The organism is Aristaeella hokkaidonensis (genome assembly GCF_018128945.1).
Taxonomy (GTDB): Bacteria; Bacillota; Clostridia; order Christensenellales; family Aristaeellaceae; genus Aristaeella; species Aristaeella hokkaidonensis.
The window spans coordinates 1-21,557 of record NZ_CP068393.1 but is presented as its reverse complement, the minus strand read 5'-3'; the positions used below and the strand labels follow the sequence as shown (position 1 = coordinate 21,557).

Below are 21,557 nucleotides of genomic sequence, written 5' to 3'. Positions count from 1 at the left end.
AACGCCGGGTGTTTGTGATAACGTATCTTTTGATCTTTTTCCGAAGGAAGGATGCTCGTCATGAAGCCTTATCTGGAGATGACTACGGAGGAACTGACCCAGGAACTGGACACTCTGAGAAAAGAGTATAAAAAGGTCCAGGCCATGGACATGCAGCTGAACATGAGCCGGGGTATTCCCTGCATTGATCAGCTGGATCTTTCCATGCACATGATGGATGTTCTGGATTCCTCCTCTGATCTGACCTGTGAAGACGGCACAGACTGCCGGAACTACGGTCAGCTGACCGGTATTGAGGAAGCCCGTGAGCTTCTGGGCGACATGATGGAGAACAATCCCAAAGATATCATCATCTACGGGAACTCCTCCCTGAACGTGATGTTTGATACCATTTCCCGTGTCTGGACCCACGGTGTCATGGGCAACACCCCCTGGTGCAAGCTGCCGGAGGTGAAGTTCCTCTGCCCCGTGCCCGGCTATGACCGTCATTTTGCAATCACGCAGTATTTCGGCATCAAGATGATTCCCGTTCCCATGACTCCCACCGGTCCGGATATGGACATTGTGGAAAAGCTGGTCAGCGAGGATGAAACCATCAAAGGCATCTGGTGCGTACCGAAGTACTCCAATCCTTCCGGTATCTCCTATTCGGATGAAACGGTCCGCCGCTTCGCCCGGCTGAAGCCTGCCGCTCCGGACTTCCGGATCTTCTGGGATAACGCCTATGGCATGCATCATCTCTATGATGACCGGCAGGACTACCTGATCGAGATCCTGGCGGAGTGCAAGCGTGCCGGCAATCCGGACCTGGTTTATAAGTTTGCCTCCACTTCCAAGATCACCTTCCCCGGCAGCGGTATTGCCGCCGTCGCCACCAGCCCGAACAATATGGTCGATTTCGTGAACACACTGAAGTTCCAGACCATCGGTCATGACAAGGTGAACCAGCTGCGCCACGTTCGTTTCTTCGGTGATATCCACGGCATGGTGGAACACATGCGCAAGCATGCCGCCATCATCCGGCCGAAGTTCGAGATGGTTGAAAACACCCTCGAGGAAAACCTGGAGGGTCTGGGAATCGGCACCTGGACCAAGCCCCGCGGCGGATACTTTATCCTGTTTGATTCCCTGCCCGGCTGTGCCAAGGAAATCGTCGCCCTCATGAAGAAAGCGGGCGTCATCATGACCCCCGCCGGCGCCACCTGGCCCTACGGAAAGGACCCCAACGATTCCAACATCCGTATCGCACCCACTTACCCGACCCTGAACGAGCTGAAGTCCGCCATGGAAACCTTCACCCTGTGCGTCCGCATCGCCAGCGCCAAGAAGATCCTGGCCGATCGCACCGCACAGTAACAATCCGCAATCTATAAAGCAACGAGTCATCCATCGTGGATGACTCGTTTTAGTATTAATTCTGAATTCTTAATTCTGAATTCTGAATTGCAAAGCTTCATCCTTTTCGGATGATCCGTTTGATTGCCTCCGGCACCGCGCTTACCAGCACCGCCAGTAAAATCATAATCAGTGCGTAAGCATAAATCTCAGCGTACTCATTGAAGTACGCGCTGCTGTACACAGCCTTGCCAAGGGAATCCCTGGCCTGGACCAGGTACTCCGTTGTCACCGCCAGCTTGATGCCCATCCCTACCGCGTTGATATAGGCCTGCTTCAGGTAGCCTGCCATCAGCGGCAGATAAACCGAAAACAGTACCCGGAGGGTAAACCCGCTGTTCATCCGGTAAACGTCCATCAGTTCCGGCTCAATCCGGCGCAGTCCTTCCGCCGTAGCCTCGCTGATCAGGGGAATCAGCATCAGGGCTGACGCAATCAGCGGCACCCGGTCATACTTCGTCAGCACCATGATGATCACCGTCATCACGATCATCGGAATGGACCGCAGCAGGGTCATCAACGGTTTCAGCAAAGCCCGGACAAAAGAACTCTTTCCCTGGGCCAGGCCCAGCGCTGTACCGATCACCGCGGCAGCGGCCAGAGCTTCCGCCAGATGGATCAGCGTGGTGCCGATCTGTTTCCAGGTTCGTTCCTCTCCGAGCATCCGGACAAACGCCTGCAGGATTTCTCCCACGCCCGGAAAAACCAGCTTATCACCCTTCAGCCAGCCCGCGGCCTGGATCATTCCTCCGACCAGCAGAATGCCCAGGCCGAATGCCAGGGTATTCAGGCCTTTCTTATTCCGCTCCATAATAGAAGTCATCAGCGGGAACCTCTCCGCCGAACTGGCTCAGGTCAATCTGCGCAGTCTTTTCAACCTGTTCTTTGGCTTCCGCAGCCTTCACAAAACGGATGGCACATCCGGGAATGGCGGCCGCCGCCACCTTGGCGTTCGGCAGGATCTCAAGTGCAACAGCAGCTTCCGCTACTGCGGCTACGTCCGTCGTGCACTTTCCGCAGGCTTCTTCAGCCTGTGCCAGGAATGCAGCCACTGCCTCCGGATTGCTTTCAGCAGTTTCCGCTTTCACAAACAGCGCAGCCTGCGTATAACCTTCCATGCCGGAAGCCTGCTGCAGCAGTTCGTTCACGCTGATCGCGCTGATCTTGTCATTCTTCATTTTCGCCGCAGTCAGAGCGGGTTCCGCCGTCACCACAATCGCCTCCGCATCGCTCAGCAGCAGGCTCTGGGTGTCGGATGCACCGGCCAGGTAGGTCACTTCTGCCGGTTCAATGCCGTTTTCTTTCAGGGCATACAGTACCACGGAAGCGTTGATCGTATTTTCACCGAACAGCGTCAGGTTCGCGCCGTTCAGGTCCTCCGCTTTCAGTTCTTCCTTCTGGGCGGCGATAAACAGGTTACCCCAGCTTACCACTGCCGCCAGTTTATAGGTGGATTTACCTGCCTTGTACAGCTTTGCGCCGGCGTTCAGCGGAGCGATAATAAAATCTGCCTCCTTGCCGGCGAAAGCCGCGGCAATCGTGTCCGCTGCCACCGTTGTGTACTGTCCGGGATTCTCTGCTGCCATCGCCGCCAGGGCCAGCGCCGGAGCACCGCCGGGAGTCGTCACCGTCAGGCCGGAAATATCCGCGCCTTCCGCGGCGGAAAACGCGCACAGACTCATTGTGAGCACCAGTGCCATCATCATTGCAAGGATCTTTTTCATATTTCAATCACCCTTTCTTTTACAGTGCAAACCTCTTCCGCGTTATTGTACAGAAAACCCGCGGCCCTTTCAATGGAGAAGCCGCAGGAAATCAGTTTCAGTCATGTTTTTTCGCAGGATTCACGTGTACCATAATATGTTTGACTTCCGGAAAAGTCTTTTCAATGGCATCATGCACGTCCTCCGCGATTTCATGAGCTGCCGCCAGCGTCAGGTTCGGATCGGCTGCGATTTCCAGATCCACATAAACCCGGTTCCCGAACATCCGCGTCCGCAGCAGTTCCACTCCCATCACCCCGGGCTGTTCCAGTGCTGTGGTTCGGAAAGCCTCCTCCGCCTCTTCATTGCAGGAGTGATCCACCATCTGGTCAATGGCTTCTTTAAAAATCCGGATGGCTACCCGCAGGATAAACAGCGCGATAATCAGGCTGGCAATGGGTTCCATCACCGGCACACCCATCCGTGCGCCCGCGATACCGATCAAGGCGCCGATAGAGCTCAGTGCGTCACTTCGCTGATGCCACGCTTCCGCGTGCAGCGCTGTGGAACGGTATTTTTTTGCATAGCCCCGGGTATACCAGAACAGGCTCTCCTTGACCGCAATGGAAACCACCGCCGCAATCAGAGCCAGCAGTCCGGGAATCTCCGCGGTTTTTCCGCTGATGATATCCTTTACCGCACCGATGCCGATAGCCCCGCCCACAACAGCCAGGATTCCGGACAGAAGCAGGGCGGCCACGCACTCATAACGTTCATGCCCGTATGGATGCTGCTCATCCGGTTCTTTGGTGGAAATCTTCACGCCAAGCAGCACAATCAGTCCGCTGAAAATATCGGAGGCGGAGTGTACCGCGTCGCTGATCATTGCGCCTGAATGCGCAAGCAGACCGGCGGCCAGCTTCAGCAGCGTCAGGATCACGTTTGTGATCATGCTCACCAGTGAAACCCGGGTAGCCGCGGTCTGGAACTCCTCAGCTTTTTTCTCAGCCATATCTATCATCTTCCCGATTTCATGTATTCATTATGTGTTTCCTTAATTGAAGCATATTATACCACCTTTCCCGGTAAAATGTTAATCGTAATATAATCCAGAAAAAATGTTCGCCGCACAGCGGCGAACGCGTATCATTATAATTGTTCATTGTTCATTATTCATTGTTCATTGTAGTTTAATTCGGATTCCCGAATTAAACTACGACCCTGTTCCGTCCTGCGTTTTTCCCCATATACAGCTTCTCGTCGGCCGCATTCAGCAGCGTGTCCAGCGGAGAGGCAAAATCATATTCTTCCACGCCGATCGTCAGCGTAATCGAAAACTCGTTCCCGTTATACTGCAGTTTCATCTTTTCCACCTGGAAACACAGGTCATTCATCACCGCGCCTGCTTCATCCAGGTTCATTCCCGGCAGGAAAAAGCAGAATTCCTCTCCGCCCCACCGGCATGCACTGTACCGTTCCATCGCATGTTCCGTAAACAGCTTGGTCAGCCGCATCAGCACATAGTCTCCGCATTTATGACCATAGGTGTCATTCACTTGTTTGAAGTAGTCAAGGTCAGCGATTGCCACGCAGAAGGTCTGGTTCCTGTTTTCCACGCAGTACTGCTCGATCTGCTCAATCATCAGTCGCCGGTTCGGCAGTCCTGTCAGGGAATCGGTGCCGGCTTCCTTATACAGGATCTGGTTCCTCAGCCGCAGCTGGCGTTCAGTCTCCTGGATGCTGGTGCTGAAAATAATACAGGCACATGCCAGCATCAGGAAGAATGCGATTGTATTCAGCGTCTGGTAAATCGTATTGGCTTTTGTGCCCATGTTATACAATGCCGGAAACAGCTGGGTCACATAGAATAAACCCACGCGGATCAGCAGGATGGACAGAAACCACAGGAGCTTATTGATTGGTTTGTCATAAACATTGAAAAAGACGAAAACCAGTATCAGGGTCATCATATGCTGTACACCGCTGTTCCAGCCGAAATATCTCACATTCCAGCAGACCCAGCCGATACTTACAACAGTGTATTTAATCAGGTTGATGCGTGCGCCGCCATGTTTCAGCATCCACAGGCAGCATACAGACAGGATGGCAAAGATCAGCGGGATCCATTCCCACCGTCCGTCATTGATGATCGGGAACAGAAAAAAGCATATGACAAAATACACCACCAGCAAAACTTCACTGGTTGTCAGGGCCCGGCGGTAGTATAGCGGAATATCCTTGCTGTCCTGGGGTACCTTCTGGTGCAGAAAATTCAGAAAAAACTCCATGTCGGCCTGCCTTATTTCCTTATTCCCCTGTTTTTGTTTTCTTATTATGCACTCTTTTTATATTATGCGCAACTCTTATTTGCAAAACTATGTGCAACTTGCAAATGTTTGCTTTTTATTCGGCATATCCTGCATAAAGCCTTACCAGCATAAAAAAGGATCTTCCCTTCCGGAGAGATTTTCTGTATTTATCACATTGGGCAGCTGTGCTGTGCACAGCTGCCCAATATTTCATGTTCGGCGTCAGCCGAACATTTCACATTCGACAAAGTCGAATATTTCATAAATTCGCAACGTGAATATATTTCATTTCCGTTCAGCGTTTGCTTGCGGCCCCGATGAATCCCATGAACAGCGGGTGCGGCTTGTTCGGCCGGCTCTTGAATTCCGGATGGAACTGAACACCCACGAAGAAGTCCTCATCGGAAATCTCCACGGTCTCCACCAGCCGTCCGTCCGGAGAAAGGCCGGAGAGGCAAAGGCCGGCGTTCTGCAGCGCTTCACGGTACTCATTCGCGAATTCATAACGGTGGCGGTGGCGTTCACCGATCCGGGTTTCTCCATAGCACTTTGCGATTACAGTGCCTTCTTCCAGCATGCAGGGATACCTGCCCAGACGCAGGGTGCCGCCCTTGTCAATTTCGTCATTCTGTCCCGGCATGAAGTCAATCACCCGGTACGGAGCGTTCTCGTCAAACTCACGGGAGTTTGCGCCTTCCATTCCGGCTGCGTTCCGTGCGAATTCGATGACCGCCACCTGCATACCCAGGCAGATGCCGAAATACGGCACATGGTGTTCCCGGGCCCAGCGGGCTGCCAGGATCATCCCTTCAATACCGCGTCCTCCAAAGCCGCCGGGCACAATGATGCCCTGCAGCGGGCTCAGGATTTCCTCGGCAGTTTCTTCTGTCAGCCGTTCAGAGTCAATCCAGTCAATTTCAACCTTCACGTCCTGGGCATATCCGGCATGGCGCAGGGCTTCTGCCACAGACAGATAAGCGTCGTGCAGCTGCACGTATTTGCCCACCAGGCCGATTTTCACCTTCCGGGTCTGATGGCCGATCCGTTCCACCAGGTCTTCCCAGTCCTTCAGGTCCGGTGCCGGGCTCTTCAGACCCAGCTCACGGCAGACCACGGCAGCCAGGCCGGCCTTTTCAAGCATCAACGGAGCCGCATACAGCGTCGGCAGCGTGGTGTTTTCAATCACGCAGTCATCTTTCACGTTGCAGAAGTGGGCAATCTTGGTGAAGATCGTTTCGTCCGTGATCTTCTCATCCGCCCGCAGCACGATGACGTTGGGGCTGATACCCATGCCCTGCAGTTCCTTCACGCTGTGCTGGGTGGGCTTGGACTTATGCTCTCCGCTGGCCTTCAGGTAGGGCACCAGCGTCACATGGATATAACATGCGTTGTCCCGGCCCACTTCCAGGCCAACCTCTCGGATCGCCTCAAGGAAGGGCTGGCTTTCAATATCGCCGATTGTACCGCCGATCTCAGTAATAACGACGTCTGCGTCGGTCTTTTCACCGACCCGGTAAATAAACCGTTTGATTTCATCAGTAATATGGGGAATCGTCTGCACTGTGGAGCCAAGGTATCCTCCCTGCCGCTCCTTCTGGATGACGTTTGCGTATACTTTGCCGGTGGTCAGGTTGGAGTACTTGTTCAGATCCTCATCAATGAACCGCTCATAATGGCCCAGGTCCAGATCGGTTTCCGCACCGTCTTCGGTCACGTACACTTCACCATGCTGATAAGGACTCATGGTTCCGGGGTCCGTATTGATATACGGATCCAGCTTCTGGGCCGCAACTTTTATCCCTCTTGCCTTCAGCAGCCGTCCCAGGGAAGCTGCCGTAATGCCTTTGCCCAGACCAGAAACCACACCGCCGGTAACAAAAATATACTTCGTCATACTTTCCACCTCTGCACTATTCTGTCCCTGTCCATAATCCCATTCGGGAATATATCTGTTTTATAACCAACTAAAACATTCGCCATAAGGCGAATATTTCATGTTGCGAAGCAGCATTTCACATTGTGCCGCACTGCGGCTCAATATTTCACAAATCCGCAAAGCGGATTGATTTCATTCTTTATCATTCAACCGTGACGCTCTTTGCCAGGTTCCTCGGCTTATCCACGTCCAGGCCCCTGTTCACGCTGGTGTAGTAACCCAGCAGCTGCAGGGGAACAATGGCCAGCGACGCGATAAAGTGTTCGTCCGTCTTCGGTACATAAACCGTAAAGTTCACGGAGTCCTCCACGGAGAAATTGCCATTCGTGGTCACACCCATCAGGTATGCGCCGCGGCTCTTGCACTCCAGCATATTCGACAGTGTCTTTTCAAACAGGCTGCCCTGTGTCAGCACGCCGATCACCAGGGTGTTCTGTTCAATCAGGCTGATCGTTCCATGTTTCAGCTCGCCTGCCGCATAAGCCTCGGAATGAATATAGCTGATCTCTTTCATCTTCAGGCTGCCTTCCAGGCTGATCGCGTAGTCCAGCCCGCGGCCGATGAAGAAAATATCATGCGTATTTGCGATCTTGGAGGAGAACCACTGCAGCCGCTGCTTTTCTTCCAGCACCCGGCCGATCTGCTCCGGAATCGCATTCAGCGCTTCCAGGAACCCGGCTACCTGCTCTTCCGTAATCTGCTCTTTAACCGCCGCCATCTTCACCGCCAGCACGTCCATGGCAATCAGCTGGGCGCTGTAAGCCTTGGTGGTTGCCACGGCGATTTCCGGCCCGGCCAGCGTATACAGCGTATGATCTGCCTCCCGCGCAATGGTGGATCCGATCACATTGACCACTGCCAGCGTCATGGCTCCCCGTTCCTTGGCCACACGCAAAGCCGCCAGGCTGTCCGCGGTTTCACCGCTCTGGGAAATGACAATCACCAGCGTATCCGGTGCCACGGGAATGCTGCGGTACCGGTATTCGGAGGCCAGCTCCACCCGCACAGGAACTTTCACCAGATCCTCGATGACGTACTGTGAAGCCATACCCACATGCCATGCGGAGCCACAGGCCACGATATCCACCCGGCTGACCTGCCGGAGCATATCGTCAGTCAGGCCGGTCTCTTCCAGGGTAATCTTTCCGTCCTTCACCAGGCTGTTCAGCGTATCCCTGACCGCCTTGGGCTGCTCATGGATTTCCTTGAGCATGAAATGCTCATATCCATCCTTTTCCGCCGCTGCGGCATCCCAGGTGATCTCGGTCAGCGGCAGCTGAATCTCGTCTCCGTTCAGGTCATAGAATTTCACACTGCCGGCACTGATCCGTCCGACCTGCAAATTATCAATGTAATATACGTTCCGTGTGTATTTCAGGATCGCTGGTACGTCCGATGCAAGATAGGAAGCGCCGTCTGCCGTGCCGATTACCAGCGGGGAATCCTTCCGGGCCACAAAGATCTCATCCGGATAATCCTTGAACATGAGCGCCAGGGCATAACTGCCCCGGATCCGGACCATAGCCCGGGTAATGGCGTCCACCGGACCGATCTTATATTTTTTATAGTAGTAATCCACCAGTTTTACTGCCACTTCAGTGTCGGTGTCACTGTAGAAAGCATAATCATGACGCAGCAGTTTTTCCTTCAGTTCCGTGAAGTTTTCAATGATGCCGTTATGTACGCCCACCACGTCGCTCTCCACCGGTCCGCATCCGGAACCTGTGCAGTTGCCGCTCACATGCGGATGCGCGTTCACCATGCTGGGGTCTCCGTGGGTTGCCCACCGCGTATGGCCGATACCGCAGTTGCCGGGCAGTGCGCGCCCCTGGTCTGTTTTATCGGCCAGGTGATACAGCTTGCCGGTGGCTTTTACAACTTCCGCCGGCGCCGTTCCGTCACGTACAGCCAGTCCGGCCGAGTCATAGCCCCGGTATTCCAGTCTTGCCAGTCCATCCAGCAGGATCGGTGCCGCCTGAACATGTCCCGTATAACCCACTATTCCGCACATGCCGCTTTTCTCTCCTTTTCACTGCCCATCACCGCCATAAAAGCGGCAACTCTACACTCTTCACTCTTCACTGGTCTCTCTGCACTGCCGCTTTAGCGGCATCTTTTCACTCTACACTCTTCACCGTAACCCCAGAGCTCCGAAACAAACAAAAAAAGAGCGCAGGGCACAACGTCTGCCTGACGCCCTTGCCCTGCTGTCCGTATGCTATCACTGAAAGGCTCTCCTGTCAAGGTGGCAAATGGTCTCTTTCCGCCCATCTGTACCGTTCCGTACAGTCAATTTCCCGCCCGGGTTCTATCATTGGGAGAGTATCCTGCAGATTGCTCTACGATACAAAGAAGGAACCGTCCGAGCCCTTGACATTATTCCCCTGTGCAGTATAATGCTCCCGTAAAAAATCACGCAGGAGGGCGCAGGCATGATCAAGGGTGAACAGCTTTATGAAGGAAAGGCCAAGAAGGTATTCAGCACGGATGATCCCGAACTGCTGATCGTCGATTACAAGGACGATGCGACTGCTTTCAACGGTCTGAAAAAGGGCACCATTCAGGGCAAGGGTGTCATCAACAACCACATGAGCAATCTGCTGATGCAGCGGCTCGAGAAGAAAGGCATTCCTACCCATTTCGTAAAGGAACTCAGTGAGCGGGAAACCCTCGTTAAGAAAGTTTCCATCGTTCCGCTGGAAGTGATCATCCGTAACATCTCCGCCGGCTCCTTCTCCAAGCGCTACGGCGTAGAGGAAGGCATCGTCTTCGACGCGCCGACCATCGAATTCTCCTATAAGAATGATGATTTGGGCGATCCCCTGATCAATGAATATCATGCGCTGGCTCTCAAGCTCGCCACCAAGGAAGAGATTGAGACCATCAAAAAGTACGCTTTCGCGGTCAATGAAGAGCTGAAAGCCATCTGGAAGCACGTTGGCGTGACCCTGGTGGACTTCAAACTGGAGTTCGGCCGCCTGTCCGACGGCACCATCGTCCTGGCCGATGAAATCAGTCCCGACACCTGCCGTCTCTGGGACAGCAAGACCAACGAAAAGCTGGACAAAGACCGCTTCCGCCGCGACATGGGCGGTGTCGAGGAAGCCTATCAGGAGATTATGCGTCGTTTAACAGAAGCCTGATTCTGTTAAACGAACTCTACACTCTACACTCTTCACTGGTATCTGAATACTCAAAAACGCTTCCGGTTCCGGAAGCGTTTTTTCTGCCATTTTTCATTATTCAGTCTTAAGTATTCATTAGGAAAAGACAGCTTCACCAGAAGCTGTCTTTTCCATTACTTTATAAGGTCCGTCAGCTTCTTCTGATACAGGAAATCATGTACCAGCTGATCCAGTTCCTGCCACAGGGGCAGTGTCGCACAGCTTGCCACCTTCGGACATACCTCCGCATCCTTCTGCAGGCAAGCCACCGGCGCAAGGGTTCCCTCCATCCGTTCCACAATCTCTCCGACAGAGTATTCGTCCGGCTTCCGCAGCAGCACATAGCCGCCGCCTTTGCCGCTGGCGCCCTTTACGAGCTTTCCGTCCACCAGGTCCTTCACGATGATCTCCAGATATTTCTTGGAGATCCCCTGCCTCTCCGCAATATCCTTCAGCGGTACAGGCTGACCTTTATCGTGCTCTGCCAGGTCAAGCATCACCCTGAGTGCATAACGGCCCTTTGTGGAAATCATAGATAATCCCCCCGAAAAGTTTTATTGCCTATTTTACCGTAGGGTAAGTGGGTTGTCAAGATTCGCCCCAAGGGCGAATCTTCACCCTTCACTCATCACTTTTCACTGCCGCCGCAGCGGCATCTCTTCACTCTTCACTCATCACTGGCATCTGAATATTAAAACTCCCCTTCTCTGTGATATAATTCAACAAGCTGTTCAATAGATGGACTCTGACGGAGGTTACAATGTTCATTCCTGAAGTGAAAGTCTCAATGATTGATCCGGAGACAAATGCCCGATTCATTCAGAATTATCTGAGTAAAGAAAAAGCGGGAAACACGACCCGTCCGTTCTATGACAAAACCATTCTCCTTTATCCCGAGCTCAAAGACATCCGTAGTGTCGAAGACGAAAAGGTGCGGGATGAGATCGTCCGACGGGCAGTTCGGGAACGCCTTTGGAACCACAGACCGGAAATTGAAATCCGGATACAGCATTTTCAGGATGTCTTTGACAGTTTTATCCGTGATTTTATAGAGGCCGAATGCAAACTGTTCCATTATGAGTGGAAAGCTTCCCATCCGCAGATTCACTGTTTCGTAGGATATCTGCCGTTTTACCCCAGAAGTACGGAAGAAATGTGCTTTTATGTTTCATATCAGGATGAAGAACGTGTTTTTTCCGGAGCAGTTCATGAAATAAACCATATGATTTTCTTTCAAAAATGGAAGGAAATGCATGGCAGCCAATGTGCGGAACCTGTTTGGCCGGATCCGCTCTGGTATCTTGAAGAAATCATTGTGGATCCCACACTGAACGATGAACGGGTAAAGCATCATACCCTGTATGAAAACAAAGCCTATCCGCTGTTTTATGAAAAAGATAAGCTCACCGGTGTAAGCATTATGGATCGTATAATGGAGTGTTATAACAAACACAGCCGGATAGAAGACTTCCTGGACACATCATACAAAATCGTCAGGGAATACTTTAGCACAGCCGATTAATCGCTGCTCCGCGTATTGTCCGATGTCAAAAGAAGAATTATCTTTTTCCTTCTATTCTCCTATTGACATAGTAGGTTAAAGGAAATATAATCTCCTGTGGATTCACCCACTATGATGACTAAAGGAGTTGCCTGAATGAGCATTTACGCGGATCACGCCGCGACCACCGCCATGAGTGAGGCGGCCATTGAAGCTATGACCCGTTGTATGCGGGAGTATTACGGAAATCCCTCCAGCCTGTACCGTATCGGTCAGCAAGCTAAAGAAGTACTGGAACAGGCCCGGGAGGATATTGCATCCGTGATCCACGCGGAGTCCCGGGAAATCTATTTCACCTCCGGCGGCAGCGAAGCCGATAATCAGGCGATCCGTTCCGCCGCCCTTGCGGGAAAGAAAAAAGGAAAGAACCACATCATTTCCACCGCCTTTGAACATCACGCCGTGCTCCATACCCTGGAGCAGCTGAAAACGGAAGGGTTTGAAGTCACCCTGCTGGATGTGCATGAAAACGGTGTGATCCGTCCGGAGGAAGTCGAGGCCGCCCTCCGTCCGGAAACCTGCCTTGTTACCGTCATGTACGCCAACAACGAGATCGGCACCATTCAGCCAATCCGGGAAATCGGCGCCGTCTGCCGGGCACACCAGGTGCTCTTCCATACGGATGCCGTTCAGGCCGTCGGCCCGCTTTCCATTGACGTGCAGGCGGAAAATATCGACTATCTTTCCGCCTCCTCTCATAAATTCCACGGGCCGAAGGGCGTTGGTTTCCTCTATGCACGCAAGGGCGTCCCGCTTCTCCCGCTGATCAACGGCGGCGCCCAGGAAAAAGGCAAGCGCGCCGGCACGGAAAACCTGCCCGGCATTGTAGGTATGGCTGCCGCCCTCAAGGAAACGGTTGCCGAACGGGATGCGGAAGCGATCCGCCTTACAGGACTCCGGGACCGGCTGATCGCCGGCCTGAAAGAGATCCCTCATTCTGCCCTGAACGGGGACGCAGAAAAGCGGCTTCCCGGAAACGTCAGCTTCTGCTTTGAGGGCATCGAAGGCGAATCTCTCCTGCTCCTGCTGGATGAAAAGGGCATCAGCGCTTCTTCCGGCAGTGCCTGCACTTCCGGTTCCCTGGATCCCAGCCATGTGCTTCTCGCCATCGGCCGGGTCCATGATGTGGCCCACGGGTCCCTGCGTCTGACGCTTGGTCGGGAAAACACACCGGAGGACGTGGAATACATCATTTCCGCCGTCAAAGATGTCGTCTCCTACCTTCGTGGTTTCTCACCTGTCTGGCGGGACCTGCAGAGCGGCAAAACACCCTTTATTCTGTAATTCAGGAGGATAAGCATATGGCACTGTACAGTGAAAAAGTTATGGATCATTTCCTTCATCCCCGGAATGTCGGCGTCATTGAGGATGCCAACGCTATCGGTGAAGTCGGTAACGCAAAATGCGGGGACATCATGAAGATGTACCTGAAAATCAAGGATGATATCGTTGAAGATGTAAAGTTCGAAACCTTCGGCTGCGGCAGCGCCATTGCCTCCAGCTCCATGGCTACGGAGATGATCAAGGGTAAGCCCCTGTCCGAAGTCAGAACCCTCACCAACAAAGCGGTCACGGAAGCGCTGGACGGCCTTCCCGCCCACAAGATCCACTGTTCCGTCCTGGCCGAGGAAGCCATCAAGTCCGCTCTGGAAGATTACGAAAACCGCAAAAACGCCGGCAATCAGTAATTCATCAACATAATCCAAATAATGAAAATCGCTTCAGTCATCACTGAAGCGATTTTTTCCACCATTTTTAAGTCTTAAGTTTTAAATTTTCAGTATTCATTAAACATTTGGTTGATTATGATATAATCAACCAAATGTTAATGGAGGTACATATCATGACTCTGATTCTCAACGGCGGCGGAGACGGACAGGCTGTCGCCTCGGCAAGACAGCTGCTGAACAGCATCATTGATCACAGCAGGAAAATCCTGTACCTCCCCTTTGCCTGGCCCGATCCGACCTACCGCGGCTGCCTGGAATTTATGACAGGTGAATTGTCCGACGTGGATAAGGCCGGCATTGAGATGGTTACTACGCTCGAAGAATTGATGAGCAGAAACTTCAAAGATTATGCCTGTTTATATATCGGCGGCGGAAACACCTATAAGCTTCTGAACGACCTGAAAACAAGCGGTGCCTTTGAAAAGATCCGGAAATATCTGATGGAAGAAAACGGCATCGTATATGGCGGATCCGCAGGTGCCATTATCTTTGGCAAAGACCTGGATTCCTGCAACACCGATGACGACAATGAAGTCGGCCTGGTGGACCATACCGGATTCAATATGCTGGGCGGCTATTCCCTGCTGTGCCATTACACCAGCCGGGAACCGGTCCGGACGGAGCTGAGCCGGAGGTACCTGCTGGAGCTTTCTAAAGCCAAGCCGGCATATGCCATCCCGGAGGAAGACACGATCTGCGTAACAGACGGGGGAATCCGGTTCATCGGCCCCCGTCCCTACTATGAATTCATCAACGGAAAAGAATATGAAAGGTTCTGCTGAGGTTTACCTCAACTCTTCACTATTCACTCTTCACTTTTCACTTCAAACCCAAGCACCTGCAGGCATCCATTGCCTGCAGGTGTTCTTTATGAAGAATAGCCCTCCGGAAATCAGATTGTGATTTCCGCAGAGAAAGCGACAACTGCGTCCCCGGTAATCTGAACCAGAACTGGTTTGCCGTTTTCCTTCTCAACATGAACCCGCATTGTTCCGTCCCTTTGGATTGCCTCTCCCTGCATGATACTGAAGTCAAAATACTTTTCCTGCGGATTTTGCAGGATATTATAATATACAAGGTACGCTCCCAAAGGCCCGTTTGCGTTTCCGGTTACGGGATCTTCTGCAATCCCTATCGCCGGGGCAAACATTCTTCCGTGAACAAGTACGTCTTCTCCGGGGTTCAATGTGAAAACATAATAACCATTACATCCGATCACCGAACTGATTTCCGTCAGTTTCTGCAGGTCAGGTTTCAGGCTGTGAAGCAGCTGATTTGAACAGATGGGAACCATGACTTTGGAATGTCCCGTTGAGGAAATGGCCACCGGATACTCTCTGCAGGTATCATCAGTGGAAATCCCCAGGGCATCTGCGATCCGGTTTCTTACCTCCCCGCCCAGATCCTCAGATACAACCGGAGTCCCCTGTGTCATAACGATTGAATAGTCATCGTCCTTTTTGACAATATCGACCGGCAGGATGCCGGCTTTTGTTTTTTGCCGGACGCGCCTGTTTCCAAAGTTCTTTTCCAGTGCGTAAACATAATGCGCTGCGACGGTTGCGTGCCCGCAGATGGGAACTTCTGTTGTCGGCGTAAAAAAGCGGACTTCGACGTCATAATCAGGAGAATTTGACGGAAAAATAAACGCCGTTTCCGAGTTATTCATTTCCCGTGCGATTCTCTGCATCTGTTCTTCTGAAAGGCCGTCAGCGTCCGGAACAACTCCGGCAGGATTTCCATGAAAACAGGTCCTGGTGAACGAATCGACCTGGTATATCTTATATTTTTTCAAAAATATTATCCTCCGTATATCAGCAATAAGCTCCTTCTGAAATCATATTCACCAGTTCAGCAAGCGCCTTGCTGATATGCTTGTCCTTATGGATGTATATTTGCGCATAAATCGGGAAGTCATTTCCCTGCCAGTTCAGCTTCACCAGTCGTTTTTTCTTTATTTCTTCCTCAGCGGCCATTTCCGGCATAAAAGCCACTCCCATTTCATTGATCGCAAACTGTTTCAGGATCTCCTTACTGCTTGTTTCCAGTGCGATCCGAGGTGTCACGGACGCCTGTGCCAGATCATCCAGCAGCATCCGGCGGAAGCTGCAGTGGTGGGAGGTCAGCAGCAACGGAATCCCTGCCAGATCCTTCTCTGTGATCTTCTTTCCGGTCTGCAGATATCCCGGTGCTGCGTAAAACCCCAGCTGTTCCCGCTTTTTGTGCAGGATTGTCAGTTCCGGCTGTTCCATCAGGGGATTCAGCGTATAGACCAGATCCAGGGCTCCTTTTTTCAGCTGCTCCGGAAACGTCTCATGATCAATAAACTGAATCCGGATATCAACTCCCGGATATTTCTGCCGGTACGCCATCAGGGATTGCGGAAGCCGGTTATAACACAGGCTTTCGGACACTCCCAGCTTGATCACGCCGACAGGTTCCCGGACCGCCGGTACCTCCAGCAGGATCTCCCGTTCCATCTGGAGCATTTTTTCTGCATACTCCTGAAGCCGTTCCCCTTCCGGCGTCAGCGCAATCGACTTTCCCAGCCGTTCAAACAGCAGGCAGTTCAGTTCCGCTTCCAGCTGTTTGATCTGCGTGGTCACCGTCGACTGGGCGTATCCAAGCAAATTCGCCGCTGTCGTGAAGTTCCCCGTCTCCGCGATCTTCAGGAAGGTTCCCAGTTGCGTAATGGTCATGGATATTCTCCAATCGATTTTTATAATCATTTCATTTGATTATTTCAATTTTTCAAATGATTGATTCGATGTTATGATAGCAGACGAAGACAGGAAAATCAATCCTGGGATTGGAGGAAAAACCATGAACAACACCTTATGTATGATTATCAAAGATACTGTAAAGCCGAATTTCCTGAACATCCGGACGTCCATCAAAGCCTATGACCGGAATGCGCTCTGCTGCGGTGCACCCTGCTGGCGCTGGGTTTATCATGCCCTTCATTCTGCGGACAAGTGGTTCTTCAATCCGTCCGTATATGATGAACCGGCCTTCCATGAGGAAGGAATGGACAACCCGGATAATCCCACCAGTGTGATCCTGACCGATGAACAGCTGCTCGCCTACCTGGATCAGATTGAGGAAAAAACCTACTGCTACCTGGACTCCCTGACGGATGAAATGCTGTATGAAAAGCCGGAAAACTGCCGCTTCACCCGCATGGAGCTGGTGCTGCGGCAGTACAGGCATTTATCTTTTCACACCGGCATGCTGAACGGCCAGACAGCCGTTGCCACCGGCAAATTCCCCATGTGGGTTTCGGAAGCAGACAAGTATGTGGATGACGGCATCTTCTTCGGCCGCTACAGGAAAGGACAGGTCAAGCCCTGATCTATCCTCTGACAAAAGGAGCGCTGTATTCCGCGTTGATCTCCCGAATTTCTTTGATCCCGTCTATGTAGGGCTGATAAATGCTCTCGATCCTGCCTCCGCCGCGGTTATCGCATCCGGAACAGAATTCACAGTCAATGCCGCAGGCACCCCATAATGCTTCATGGACAATCCGGATACGTTCTTCACGGGTTGTATCCTTAATAAGCAATGACTTCATTGTTCCCCTCCGTCTGTTTCTGCAGCAGTCACAGCTTACAGCAGCAGGAAATCAGTTTTCCGAGCCCGGCAGTCTGCAGGTTCGTTTCATTGCAACCGCGCTGGCGATGTCACCCAGCACATTGCAGCAGGTTGCGCCGGCGTCCACAAGAATATTGACGCTCACATACATCCCCATGATACCGGCCGGCAGCCCTGCAATGGCCGCCAGTGCGGCAAAGGAAGCAATGGCGCTGTTCGGCACGCCCGGCGCACCGATGCTCAGCAGTGTATTGCTCAGCAGCACCACTGCAAGCAGTCCGTATGGAAGATCTGTTCCGGTTGCGTTGGCAAAAAACACGATCATGAAAGACATCACAATGGACACAGCGTCCATATTAATCGTTGCGCCCAGCGGCAAAGCCAGGGAGGAGATCTCGTTCGGCACGTCCATTTCATCTGCGCAGCGTTTGCTGATCGGCAGCGTTGCGGAAGAAGACGCTGTCCCGAAAGCATTCAGCGCTGCCGGAAGCGCCGTAACGAAGAAACGGCGAAGACTGAATTTTCCGATTCCCTTCACCAGAACCAGGCCGTACACAATCACAATATACAGAAGCATCACAAGATACAGTGCGCCAAGCACTGCGGCCAGCGACAGAATTGTCTGCAGTCCGTTCACATGAACAGTACCCGCCAGTGAGCAGAACACACCCAGGGGCGTCGTATACATCACAGCAGAAATAATCTTCACGGAAATCTGGTCCACAGCTTCACACAGTTTTACAAAAGGCTCTGCTTTCGGGCCAAGTACCAGGCAGGTAATGCCGATGATAATCGCAAAAGCCAGCACCTGAAGCATGTTTCCGTTGGCAAAAGACGCAAAAGGATTGGCAGGAATCAGGTTTTTGAGTGTGTCCAGAACGCTGGTAAACTCCGCGGCCTGTACCTCCGCCTCCGCCATTTCCACCGCCACTCCTGCGCCGATATTCAGCGCCTTAGGCAGAAAAAGACCCAGAAGGCTGGCGAACAGCGTAGTACCGATAAAATACAGTAACGCCTGTCCGCCCACTTTGCCGGTTGCTGATACGCTGCCGATTCCCTTGATACCCACGATGAGGGAGCAGAAAACCAGCGGATAAATCATCATAGTCAGTCCATGAAGGTAAACTGTGCTGATGAAACTTGTTACCGGTTCTGCCCAATCCGGCATCACCAGTCCAAAGAGTGCGCCTAGAATCAGTCCGGCGAGGATGGCAAGGCTGAGCCGGATTGCTTTTTTGTTAGTCTGGAACGTTTTCGCCATATGCTCTGTCTCCTTACACATAAACGACGAAGGGATGCGGGTATTTTCCGCACCCCTCAGTCATTATTCATTTGGTTATTTGACTGCTTCAAACGCGGCATCCAGGGCTGCAATCAGATCCTTCACATTCTCTGTACCGATGGACAGACGGATCGTATTCGGCTTGATGCCCTGATCCAGCAGTTCCTCTTCTGTCAGCTGGCTGTGGGTGGTGGTGAAGGGATGGATAACCAGGCTCTTCACATCAGCCACATTGGCCAGCAGGGAGAAGATCGCCAGATTGTCGATAAACTTCTTCGCGGTTTCGCTGTCGCCCTTCAGTTCGAAGGTGAAAATGCTGCCGCCGCCGTTCGGGAAGTACTTCTTATACAGTGCGTGGCTGGGTTCGCTTTCCAGGGACGGATGATGAACCGCTTCCACCTGCGGATGCTTGCTGAGGTAATCAACAATCTTCAGGGTATTCTCCACATGACGTTCCACGCGCAGGGACAGGGTCTCCAGGCCCTGCAGGAACAGGAAGGCATGGAAGGGAGACAGCGTGGAGCCGGTATCCCGGAGCAGGATGGCACGGATGTAGGTCACGAAGGCAGCGGGGCCGACCACGTCATAGAAGCTGACGCCGTGATAGCTCGGATTGGCGTCGCTGATCCACGGATACTTGCCGCTTTCCTTCCAGTTGAACTTGCCGCCTTCAACGATCACACCGCCGATGGCTGTGCCGTGACCGCCGATGAACTTCGTCGCGCTGTGCACCACGATATCCGCGCCCCAGTCCAGCGGACGGACCAGGTAGGGTGTTGCGAAGGTGGAGTCCACCACCAGCGGAAGTCCATGGGCATGGGCAATCTTCGCCAGCTTTTCAATATCGGCGATATTGCTGTTGGGGTTGCCCAGGGTCTCCACGTAGAGCGCCTTGGTGTTCGGCTGAATCGCCGCTTCAAAGGCGCCTTCCTCATCCGGATCCACAAACGTGGTGGTAATGCCGGAAGTCAGGGGCAGGGTGTGCTCCAGCAGGTTGAAGGTTCCGCCATAGATGGTCTTGGAGGCCACAATGTGCTCCCCGGCCTTGGCCAGTGCCTGGAGGGTATAGGTAATGGCCGCGGCGCCGGAAGCAACCGCCAGGGCGGCGGAGCCGTTCTCCAGGGCGGCGATGCGCTCCTCAAACACACTCTGGGTGGGGTTTGTCAGCCGGCCGTAGATATTGCCGGCGTCCCGCAGGCCGAAGCGATCGGCCGCGTGCTGGGCATTATGGAAAACATAGGCGGCAGTGGCATAGATCGGAACCGCACGGGCGTCGGTTGCCGGATCAGCCTGTTCCTGACCGATGTGAAGCTGCTTTGTTTCGAAAGACCAGTTGGCGGAATTCTTAATATCAGACATTGTTTTTTTCTCCTTTAATTTCTTTTATGATCATGAACCCTGTTGTGGAAACATACACCTTTTTGTAACCAATCATTCTGAATTCTTAATTCTGAATTGATTATCACATTCGATTCCGGCTCAGCAGCACGGCATTCAGATTACATCGACATCGCATGGCCGGAACCTCCTTTCGTTTGCGTTGGCATTAATCTACTGTATGAATAGGTTTTTGTCCAATACCGGAGATCAATAGGCAGTTATAGATTCGATCTATAACCACGTTATGGTCATTCATCCGGATTTATAAAAAAACCGGCATGGCCGTTTCCAGGCCATGCCGGTTCATCTGCTGTCTGTGATTCAGGCTCCCTGCACAAATTGGATAAACTCCTGCGCTTCCTCAAAGGTTTCCAGCCGGGCAGTATACATATACCGTCCCATCTGGGGCCAGTTCATCGGGGGCATTTCCTCCTGCATCATCATCCGGGCGCCGTATTTTTCCATAATTTCCTCATGGGTGCGGGCATAAGTGTGTCCGTCCTTGCGGCTGGCATATACACAGTAGAAATGCTTTCCGGATTCCGGAATTCTCCGCTCATCATAGGCTACCATATCCGCATAGATCTGATATACGTCCGTGGAATGGGCAAAGTCCATCATGTCCGGTGTGTATCCGCCGGCCGGCCGCATATTAACCTCCAGTGCTGCGAAGTCCCCGACCCTGCCCAATCCCTTACGGGCTTTTGTCAGGCGGAAGAATTCCAGATGCACAAACCGCCGGTCCACTCCAAAGGCTTTCACTGTTTTCCTTCCCAGTTTCCGCAGTTTCTCCGGTACTTCCGGGCAGGTGTAGTACATCAGGTCCAGGTCTTTGTTCACGATATCCATCACCGGCGGCCATACGGTCATACTCTCAAAAAGCGGCTCGCACCGGGAATCCAGGATCGCATCATAGGAACAGATTTCTCCCTGAATGAACTCCTCCATCACATAAGGTGCAGCAGGCAAGTTATTATAAAACGCTTCCAGATCCGTGTCGTTCTCCAGCTTCCAGGTGTGAGTCGCACCCACGCCCACGTCCGGCTTGACAATGACCGGATAGCCAACTTCCGCGATAAAAGCCTTGCCGGCTTCCCGGTCTGTCACCACGTGCTGCCGGGCCGTGGGAATCCCGGCTTCCAGGTACAGTTTCTTCATCAGGCTCTTTTCCTTGATGAAGCCGATCCGGTCCTCCCGGATTCCGGTAGTCACATTGAAATCTGTCCGGAGCCGGGCGTCCTGCTCCAGCCAGTATTCATTCATGGACTCGATCCAGTCAATCTTTCCGTACTTGAAGGCAAAAAAAGCCGTTGCCCGGTAAACCTGGTCGTAATCTTCCAGGCTGTTTACCCGGTAATACTCTGTCAGGGAAGCTTTCAGCGGCGCTTCCAGGCTGTCATAGGACGCGTCCCCGATGCCCAGCACATTGATTCCGTTCCGGCGGAGCCGGTCGCAGAACTGCCAGTAGGTATGGGGAAAATGCGGAGAAATAAACACGAAATTCAT

20 protein-coding genes are annotated in these 21,557 nt (G+C 52.6%); 7 read left to right on the top strand and 13 right to left on the bottom strand.

Annotated features, from left to right (window positions below; all coding sequences use genetic code 11):
- The first annotated feature begins 60 nt into the window (after nucleotides 1-60).
- Nucleotides 61-1,356: an aspartate aminotransferase type Ic gene (locus tag JYE49_RS00100; protein WP_093956764.1), complete on the top strand. Its 1,296-nt coding sequence runs from the start codon at nucleotides 61-63 to the stop codon at nucleotides 1,354-1,356.
- A gap of 97 nt (nucleotides 1,357-1,453) precedes the next feature.
- On the opposite strand, the gene JYE49_RS00095 is transcribed toward JYE49_RS00100, so the two are convergent.
- The 6 genes from JYE49_RS00095 to glmS all read right to left on the bottom strand — a co-directional run bounded on the left by JYE49_RS00095 (nucleotide 1,454) and on the right by glmS (nucleotide 9,354).
- Nucleotides 1,454-2,218: an ABC transporter permease gene (locus tag JYE49_RS00095; protein WP_093956765.1), complete on the bottom strand. Its 765-nt coding sequence runs from the start codon at nucleotides 2,216-2,218 to the stop codon at nucleotides 1,454-1,456.
- A complete protein-coding gene (locus tag JYE49_RS00090; protein WP_093956766.1) occupies nucleotides 2,193-3,119 on the bottom strand; it encodes an ABC transporter substrate-binding protein in 927 nt (308 codons plus the stop codon). Before JYE49_RS00090 ends, JYE49_RS00095 begins: the two co-directional genes overlap by 26 nt.
- A gap of 97 nt (nucleotides 3,120-3,216) precedes the next feature.
- Nucleotides 3,217-4,110, bottom strand: coding sequence for a cation diffusion facilitator family transporter (locus JYE49_RS00085; RefSeq protein ID WP_093956767.1), 894 nt, complete (start codon nucleotides 4,108-4,110; stop codon nucleotides 3,217-3,219).
- Between the two features lie 196 nt (nucleotides 4,111-4,306).
- Nucleotides 4,307-5,386: a GGDEF domain-containing protein gene (locus JYE49_RS00080; RefSeq protein ID WP_093956768.1), complete on the bottom strand. Its 1,080-nt coding sequence runs from the start codon at nucleotides 5,384-5,386 to the stop codon at nucleotides 4,307-4,309.
- A gap of 316 nt (nucleotides 5,387-5,702) precedes the next feature.
- Nucleotides 5,703-7,301 carry a CTP synthase gene (gene pyrG / locus JYE49_RS00075; protein WP_093956769.1) on the bottom strand — a complete coding sequence of 533 codons (1,599 nt, stop codon included), beginning with the start codon at nucleotides 7,299-7,301 and terminating at the stop codon, nucleotides 5,703-5,705.
- Nucleotides 7,302-7,485: 184 nt separating this feature from the next.
- The gene (glmS, locus tag JYE49_RS00070) at nucleotides 7,486-9,354 is read right to left on the bottom strand and encodes a glutamine--fructose-6-phosphate transaminase (isomerizing) (protein ID WP_093956770.1); all 1,869 of its coding nucleotides are present in this window, start codon (nucleotides 9,352-9,354) and stop codon (nucleotides 7,486-7,488) included.
- Nucleotides 9,355-9,775: 421 nt separating this feature from the next.
- Between glmS and purC the strand changes: the two genes are divergently transcribed.
- Complete coding sequence (purC, locus tag JYE49_RS00065; RefSeq protein ID WP_093956771.1) at nucleotides 9,776-10,486, top strand: phosphoribosylaminoimidazolesuccinocarboxamide synthase; 711 nt, start codon at nucleotides 9,776-9,778, stop codon at nucleotides 10,484-10,486.
- 155 nt (nucleotides 10,487-10,641) lie between these two features.
- Here the strand turns inward: purC and JYE49_RS00060 are convergent, their stop codons facing one another.
- Nucleotides 10,642-11,040 carry an RrF2 family transcriptional regulator gene (locus JYE49_RS00060; RefSeq protein WP_093956772.1) on the bottom strand — a complete coding sequence of 133 codons (399 nt, stop codon included), beginning with the start codon at nucleotides 11,038-11,040 and terminating at the stop codon, nucleotides 10,642-10,644.
- 689 nt (nucleotides 11,041-11,729) lie between these two features.
- Between JYE49_RS00060 and JYE49_RS00055 the strand changes: the two genes are divergently transcribed.
- From JYE49_RS00055 to JYE49_RS00040, 4 genes are all read left to right on the top strand, one after another.
- Nucleotides 11,730-12,029, top strand: a complete 300-nt coding sequence (locus JYE49_RS00055; protein ID WP_143754474.1) for a hypothetical protein — start codon at nucleotides 11,730-11,732, stop codon at nucleotides 12,027-12,029.
- Between the two features lie 135 nt (nucleotides 12,030-12,164).
- A complete protein-coding gene (locus tag JYE49_RS00050) occupies nucleotides 12,165-13,352 on the top strand; it encodes a cysteine desulfurase family protein (protein WP_093956774.1) in 1,188 nt (395 codons plus the stop codon).
- Nucleotides 13,353-13,369: 17 nt separating this feature from the next.
- Nucleotides 13,370-13,756: a Fe-S cluster assembly scaffold protein NifU gene (gene nifU / locus JYE49_RS00045; RefSeq protein ID WP_093956775.1), complete on the top strand. Its 387-nt coding sequence runs from the start codon at nucleotides 13,370-13,372 to the stop codon at nucleotides 13,754-13,756.
- 155 nt (nucleotides 13,757-13,911) lie between these two features.
- Nucleotides 13,912-14,580: a Type 1 glutamine amidotransferase-like domain-containing protein gene (locus JYE49_RS00040; protein ID WP_179217278.1), complete on the top strand. Its 669-nt coding sequence runs from the start codon at nucleotides 13,912-13,914 to the stop codon at nucleotides 14,578-14,580.
- Between the two features lie 110 nt (nucleotides 14,581-14,690).
- Here JYE49_RS00040 and JYE49_RS00035 read toward each other — a convergent pair whose 3' ends face one another.
- Both JYE49_RS00035 and JYE49_RS00030 read right to left on the bottom strand, forming a co-directional pair.
- Nucleotides 14,691-15,593, bottom strand: a complete 903-nt coding sequence (locus JYE49_RS00035) for a PhzF family isomerase (protein ID WP_093956777.1) — start codon at nucleotides 15,591-15,593, stop codon at nucleotides 14,691-14,693.
- A 19-nt stretch (nucleotides 15,594-15,612) separates the two neighbouring features.
- A complete protein-coding gene (locus tag JYE49_RS00030) occupies nucleotides 15,613-16,497 on the bottom strand; it encodes a LysR family transcriptional regulator (protein WP_093956778.1) in 885 nt (294 codons plus the stop codon).
- A gap of 142 nt (nucleotides 16,498-16,639) precedes the next feature.
- Here JYE49_RS00030 and JYE49_RS00025 point away from each other — a divergent pair, with 142 nt between their 5' ends.
- Complete coding sequence (locus JYE49_RS00025) at nucleotides 16,640-17,149, top strand: hypothetical protein (protein ID WP_093956926.1); 510 nt, start codon at nucleotides 16,640-16,642, stop codon at nucleotides 17,147-17,149.
- A 1-nt stretch (nucleotide 17,150) separates the two neighbouring features.
- Here the strand turns inward: JYE49_RS00025 and JYE49_RS00020 are convergent, their stop codons facing one another.
- From JYE49_RS00020 to JYE49_RS00005, 4 genes are all read right to left on the bottom strand, one after another.
- A complete protein-coding gene (locus JYE49_RS00020) occupies nucleotides 17,151-17,369 on the bottom strand; it encodes a hypothetical protein (RefSeq protein WP_093956779.1) in 219 nt (72 codons plus the stop codon).
- Between the two features lie 51 nt (nucleotides 17,370-17,420).
- Entirely contained in the window at nucleotides 17,421-18,650 is a 1,230-nt protein-coding gene (locus tag JYE49_RS00015) for a dicarboxylate/amino acid:cation symporter (RefSeq protein ID WP_093956780.1), read from the bottom strand.
- 75 nt (nucleotides 18,651-18,725) lie between these two features.
- Entirely contained in the window at nucleotides 18,726-20,030 is a 1,305-nt protein-coding gene (locus JYE49_RS00010) for an O-acetylhomoserine aminocarboxypropyltransferase/cysteine synthase family protein (RefSeq protein ID WP_093956781.1), read from the bottom strand.
- Between the two features lie 342 nt (nucleotides 20,031-20,372).
- On the bottom strand, nucleotides 20,373-21,557 hold the full coding sequence (locus tag JYE49_RS00005) for an ATP-grasp domain-containing protein (RefSeq protein WP_093956782.1): 1,185 nt from the start codon (nucleotides 21,555-21,557) through the stop codon (nucleotides 20,373-20,375).

Bases quoted from the DNA above. Each gene is read 5' to 3' on its own strand.
- JYE49_RS00020 (WP_093956779.1), bottom strand. From the start codon at position 17,369: ATGAAGTCATTGCTTATTAAGGATACAACCCGTGAAGAACGTATCCGG.
- JYE49_RS00040 (WP_179217278.1), top strand. From the start codon at position 13,912: ATGACTCTGATTCTCAACGGCGGCGGAGACGGACAGGCTGTCGCCTCG.
- purC (WP_093956771.1), top strand. From the start codon at position 9,776: ATGATCAAGGGTGAACAGCTTTATGAAGGAAAGGCCAAGAAGGTATTC.
- JYE49_RS00010 (WP_093956781.1), bottom strand. From the start codon at position 20,030: ATGTCTGATATTAAGAATTCCGCCAACTGGTCTTTCGAAACAAAGCAG.
- pyrG (WP_093956769.1), bottom strand. From the start codon at position 7,301: ATGACGAAGTATATTTTTGTTACCGGCGGTGTGGTTTCTGGTCTGGGC.
- JYE49_RS00005 (WP_093956782.1), bottom strand. From the start codon at position 21,557: ATGAATTTCGTGTTTATTTCTCCGCATTTTCCCCATACCTACTGGCAG.
- JYE49_RS00085 (WP_093956767.1), bottom strand. From the start codon at position 4,110: ATGGCTGAGAAAAAAGCTGAGGAGTTCCAGACCGCGGCTACCCGGGTT.
- JYE49_RS00080 (WP_093956768.1), bottom strand. From the start codon at position 5,386: ATGGAGTTTTTTCTGAATTTTCTGCACCAGAAGGTACCCCAGGACAGC.
- JYE49_RS00030 (WP_093956778.1), bottom strand. From the start codon at position 16,497: ATGACCATTACGCAACTGGGAACCTTCCTGAAGATCGCGGAGACGGGG.
- glmS (WP_093956770.1), bottom strand. From the start codon at position 9,354: ATGTGCGGAATAGTGGGTTATACGGGACATGTTCAGGCGGCACCGATC.
- JYE49_RS00060 (WP_093956772.1), bottom strand. From the start codon at position 11,040: ATGATTTCCACAAAGGGCCGTTATGCACTCAGGGTGATGCTTGACCTG.
- JYE49_RS00100 (WP_093956764.1), top strand. From the start codon at position 61: ATGAAGCCTTATCTGGAGATGACTACGGAGGAACTGACCCAGGAACTG.
- JYE49_RS00095 (WP_093956765.1), bottom strand. From the start codon at position 2,218: ATGACTTCTATTATGGAGCGGAATAAGAAAGGCCTGAATACCCTGGCA.
- JYE49_RS00025 (WP_093956926.1), top strand. From the start codon at position 16,640: ATGATTATCAAAGATACTGTAAAGCCGAATTTCCTGAACATCCGGACG.
- JYE49_RS00055 (WP_143754474.1), top strand. From the start codon at position 11,730: ATGATTTTCTTTCAAAAATGGAAGGAAATGCATGGCAGCCAATGTGCG.
- JYE49_RS00090 (WP_093956766.1), bottom strand. From the start codon at position 3,119: ATGAAAAAGATCCTTGCAATGATGATGGCACTGGTGCTCACAATGAGT.
- nifU (WP_093956775.1), top strand. From the start codon at position 13,370: ATGGCACTGTACAGTGAAAAAGTTATGGATCATTTCCTTCATCCCCGG.
- JYE49_RS00050 (WP_093956774.1), top strand. From the start codon at position 12,165: ATGAGCATTTACGCGGATCACGCCGCGACCACCGCCATGAGTGAGGCG.
- JYE49_RS00015 (WP_093956780.1), bottom strand. From the start codon at position 18,650: ATGGCGAAAACGTTCCAGACTAACAAAAAAGCAATCCGGCTCAGCCTT.